At 35.2% G+C, this 4,177-nt stretch carries 2 protein-coding genes, 1 rRNA gene and 1 pseudogene; all 4 read right to left on the bottom strand.

All coding sequences use genetic code 11. The annotated features are described in order from the left end of the window. Positions 1-551: 551 nt before the first annotated feature. The gene (locus tag JCM9157_RS22730) at positions 552-1,160 is read right to left on the bottom strand and encodes a YitT family protein (RefSeq protein ID WP_035668754.1); all 609 of its coding nucleotides are present in this window, start codon (positions 1,158-1,160) and stop codon (positions 552-554) included. 131 nt (positions 1,161-1,291) lie between these two features. After that, complete coding sequence (locus JCM9157_RS22725) at positions 1,292-1,849, bottom strand: Lrp/AsnC family transcriptional regulator (protein WP_081734297.1); 558 nt, start codon at positions 1,847-1,849, stop codon at positions 1,292-1,294. Positions 1,850-2,157: 308 nt separating this feature from the next. Then, positions 2,158-3,473: pseudogene (brnQ, locus tag JCM9157_RS22720) on the bottom strand (branched-chain amino acid transport system II carrier protein). Positions 3,474-4,019: 546 nt separating this feature from the next. Further along, positions 4,020-4,135 (bottom strand): 5S ribosomal RNA (gene rrf / locus JCM9157_RS22715). Between the last annotated feature and the right edge of the window lie 42 nt (positions 4,136-4,177).

The raw sequence follows: 4,177 nt of genomic DNA, 5'->3' as shown, positions 1-4,177 counted from the left end.
GAACTATTTGCGTCACTTCGTCAGCGACATTTATTATTATAACATAACATTTTATTCTACGCAATAACTTTTTCAAGATTATTTTTGAGATCGTTACGAAACAACCAGTCGTTAACGCGACAAATAATAATATAACACACATTTTAATTCTGCGCAATATTATTTTTAATTTATTTAAGTCAGATAAATATCTTATCATAATCTTTACCAAGAAGCAACTAGACTGACTTATGATTAGATCCTCCACCCCAGCTAACGACCTAAAAAGAATTTCCATCCTCTAACTATAATCTCCCCTCTAATCAACGCATAACACTTCCGTTTAAAATGACCACATATCATTTTGTCCTTCTCTAACAGCTAATCCCACGCAAAACCTTTCGATCTACAGCATTTTTCTTAAGCATATAAAAAAGCACAACCCAATGAGTTGTACTTACTGGCTTCCTTCTCTCACAAGAGAAGCGCCAACTTAAAAGAGCATAACACCATGTTTTACTAGAATACGTCTGACCTCTTTGCTATTGTCACAAGACTATTAGAGTGTCCACCTAACTCGTTTTCAAGATCAGTTGCTTCTGTTCCGTTTTGTGAGTTTTTTCTTTAATTTGGTTTTTGAAGTAACTAATGATGCTAGAATAAATGGCAATAGTCATCACAGAATACATCCCGTTGACTAACCCCAAATAATAAAAGCCCGATAAGACAACCATAAAGTCAAATACGAAGTTTACCTTCCCTGGATCCCAATCGAATTTCTTTTGCAAATACAATGCAAGGATATTAGCTCCACCTAAAGAAGAACCATTTAGAAATAACGTCGATAATCCAAATCCAATAAAAACACTTCCTATTATCCCTCCCAAGAGAGGTGTAAATGTCATCTCAGGTAACCAATAACTAAAATATGTCATGGTTGAGAGCATTGATATAGAAAGAACGGTTAAAAACGTAAACTTCCACCCCATCCTTAACACAGAAAAAATATAAAAGGGTATATTAATAAGAAAGAACACCATATAAAAGGGTAACTCGAAAATATACGAAGAGCTTAAAGCTAATCCTGCCGTTCCACCTGTAACAATTTGTGAATGCCCTAATATCGTAACGCCAATTGCCGTTAACAAGCAACCGAATAGTAAATAAATAAAATTTTTCATAGCTTCCTCCTTTTCCACACACCTATTCCTTTATAAATAGTGTAAAAAATACCAGCTTTCTTTTATATAACAAAACGAATGAATAAATCGGTTTACCTTTACACTTTTTATGAAGTTTTCTCAATTTTCCTTCACAATGTAAATGAGTAAACATCTCGGCATTTCCTTAAATATTGAAACCCCAAAAAAGAGAAGACTAAGCGGTTTTCCAACCACTTAGTCTTCTCTTTTTTAGATAGTCCTTTTTTTATTATTGGCTGTATGACCTTATCCTTAATAGGCGACCTCAAAACAATGGAAGAATTAATCCTACCATAACCTGTAAACTCCTCAATAAGATTGCTTAAATGAGTCATATCACACACAGCGGCTTTTAATAAATAATTTACTTGGCCCGTTAAACAATGGCACTCTAAAATATCAGGATGTTCTACGACCAGTTGTTCAAACTTTTCAAAGGATAAATTCATCTCGCTCACTTGAATAAACAGAATAACATCCCGACCAATAGCAGAAGGATTCACCTTTGCACTGATTTTATCAATAACCCCACGCTCAACTAATCGATTATAACGTTCTGTCACACTTGGACGACTAAGAGATAACTCCTTCGATAAATCACTAAAGCTTTTTCTACCATCTTTGTAGGGTTGTAAGGAGCTGAATATCTGTATGATCCATTTATCCACCTACTTTTCCTTCTAATTATTAACGAAGAATTATCATCTGATCCATAAAGGGTACATTCGTTTACCTTAAAAATCCATTTGATTTATGATACCACGAATAGTTAATTACGCACCCACAATACTCTAGCTGACAAAGTGCAAGAATAACTCTTTCTTACCCAGACGCTACTTGTCTATACGTAAACTATATCCTAACAAAAAATTTCACATTAAACTTTTCAAATCTATACTACTCGTTACTGTAACTGAATTTTTCTTTAACACTATAAAAACCTACCTCTTACACCAAGGTAGGTTTTACTCATGTTTTAAATTCTTTTCCCAAGTGTTAAGAGGTAACCTATTATACCACCTACAACCGCTGGGATAAGCCAACCTAATCCTACTGAGTAAAGCGGAAGAATTGATTCAAATAAATTATCGACACTTGATACGACAATGCCCGCCGCACTCAAACCATCAAAAATACTAACGATGAATGTAAACAAAATACTTATTTGATAAACTTCCTTCTTGCCTTTAAATAGTGGGTCCATAAAAGTTAAAAACATTAAACAAATACAGATCGGATATAGCATCAATAAAACCGGTACCGAAAATTCGATTAATGCTGATAATCCCACATTTGAAATAATTGCACTAAAAATGGTAAAAATAGTCGCCCAGCTTTTATACGAAATACTCGGCACTAATTGATTAAAATAAGAGGCACAAGCAGTAATTAAACCAATGCTCGTTGTTAAACAAGCTGCAATCACGATAAAGGCTAGAATTACCTTACCAAATGATCCGAAATAATAATAAGAGATGCCTGCTAAAACAGCTCCTCCATTTTCTAAATGCCCTAACTCACTAGCACTAGTTGCCCCCATATAGCTAAGTGAAGAATAGATAATTGCTAATAACGTCCCAGCAACTAAAGCCACTTTCAGAGAGGAAATCATAATTTCCTTTTTCGTGGTAGCTCCTCTTTCTCTCATAATATTGATAATAATAATGCCAAACACGAATGCAGCAAGGGCATCCATCGTTAAGTAACCTTCTTGGAAGCCTTTAAAAAAGCTATGACTCATGTAAGCTTCAGCGGGTGCAAGAACCGGCCCAATAGGATTCAGGAAGTTAATAATGATAAGAATACCAATAAAAACCAATAGCAATGGAGTTAAGACCTTACCAACAAGATCTACCAACCTACTAGATTGTAAAGAAAAAAAGAGAGTTAGAGCAAAAAAGACGATTGTATAAAGAAATAACGGCAGAAAGCATCATTATTTCCCAAAAATGGATTAATACCCATTTCAAATGAAACTGTGTTTGTTCTAGGAATGGCAAACAAAGGCCCAATTGATAAATAAAGAGCGACCGTAAAGACAAGAGCAAATAACGGATGCACTCTACTAGCTAATGATTGCAGATCACTCTTTCCCGAGAAAGCTAACGCAAAGATCCCCAGGATCGGCAAACCAACTCCCGTTACAATAAAACCAGCGTTTGCCAGGATCATATTCTCTCCAGACAATTGTCCTAACATCACCGGAAAAATTAAATTCCCAGCTCCAAAAAATAAAGCAAATAACATAAAACCTACTACCGCGACACTTGAAAATGAATCTCTTGATGACATAATTTCCTCCTATATACTAACAAAAACACCTTACTCTATCCCACCTTCTCCCTTAAATTCATGAGATAGATTTCAGACGACGGGAAATAATATATCATATCAAAATATTTCATGCAATCATTTTTTTCTGAAAATAACAGGCTATAGGATTATTAAATTATTTAACTTAAAATAAGACATTAGTGGATTTTAATAATTCTGTATTTCTGATCCAATTCAACTAATTTATGATCCAGATTGTTGAATTTATGATCTGGCTTTATTTATTTTTGCACCTCCAGCCTTTCATTTCTATTTTGTTAAAACAATTATTCTTTGCGGGATGTATGAAGGATTCGTAAGAATTAACTTACGTTGTTTTAAGAAGATAAACACGTTCGTCACTCAGGGAGCTATGTAGCTTTCTTAATTATGCTTATTCACGATGCAAACTATCGTCCGATTCGAAGAAAATGCTGGCTCTTCCACCATAGCTAACTCTCTATCGCCTTTAGCCTGATGTTTATGCATATTAAAAAGCACAACCCGATGGGTTGTGCTTGATTTGCCTGGCAACGTCCTACTCTCACAGGGGGAAGCCCCCAACTACCATCGGCGCAAAAGAGCTTAACGACCGTGTTCGGCATGGGAACGGGTGTGACCTCTTCGCTATCGCCACCAGACTATATGGCATTTTATTAAAAACACCTTGAAAGAATGGTTCT

Source organism: Halalkalibacter akibai JCM 9157 (assembly GCF_000513135.1).
GTDB classification, from domain to species: Bacteria; Bacillota; Bacilli; order Bacillales; family Bacillaceae_D; genus Halalkalibacter; species Halalkalibacter akibai.
The sequence above is the reverse complement of the archived record's forward strand: the minus strand, read 5'-3'. Positions and strand labels throughout refer to the sequence as shown.

Excerpts from the sequence above, each read along its gene's own strand:
- JCM9157_RS22730 (WP_035668754.1), bottom strand. The coding sequence starts at position 1,160 with ATGAAAAATTTTATTTATTTACTATTCGGTTGCTTGTTAACGGCAATT.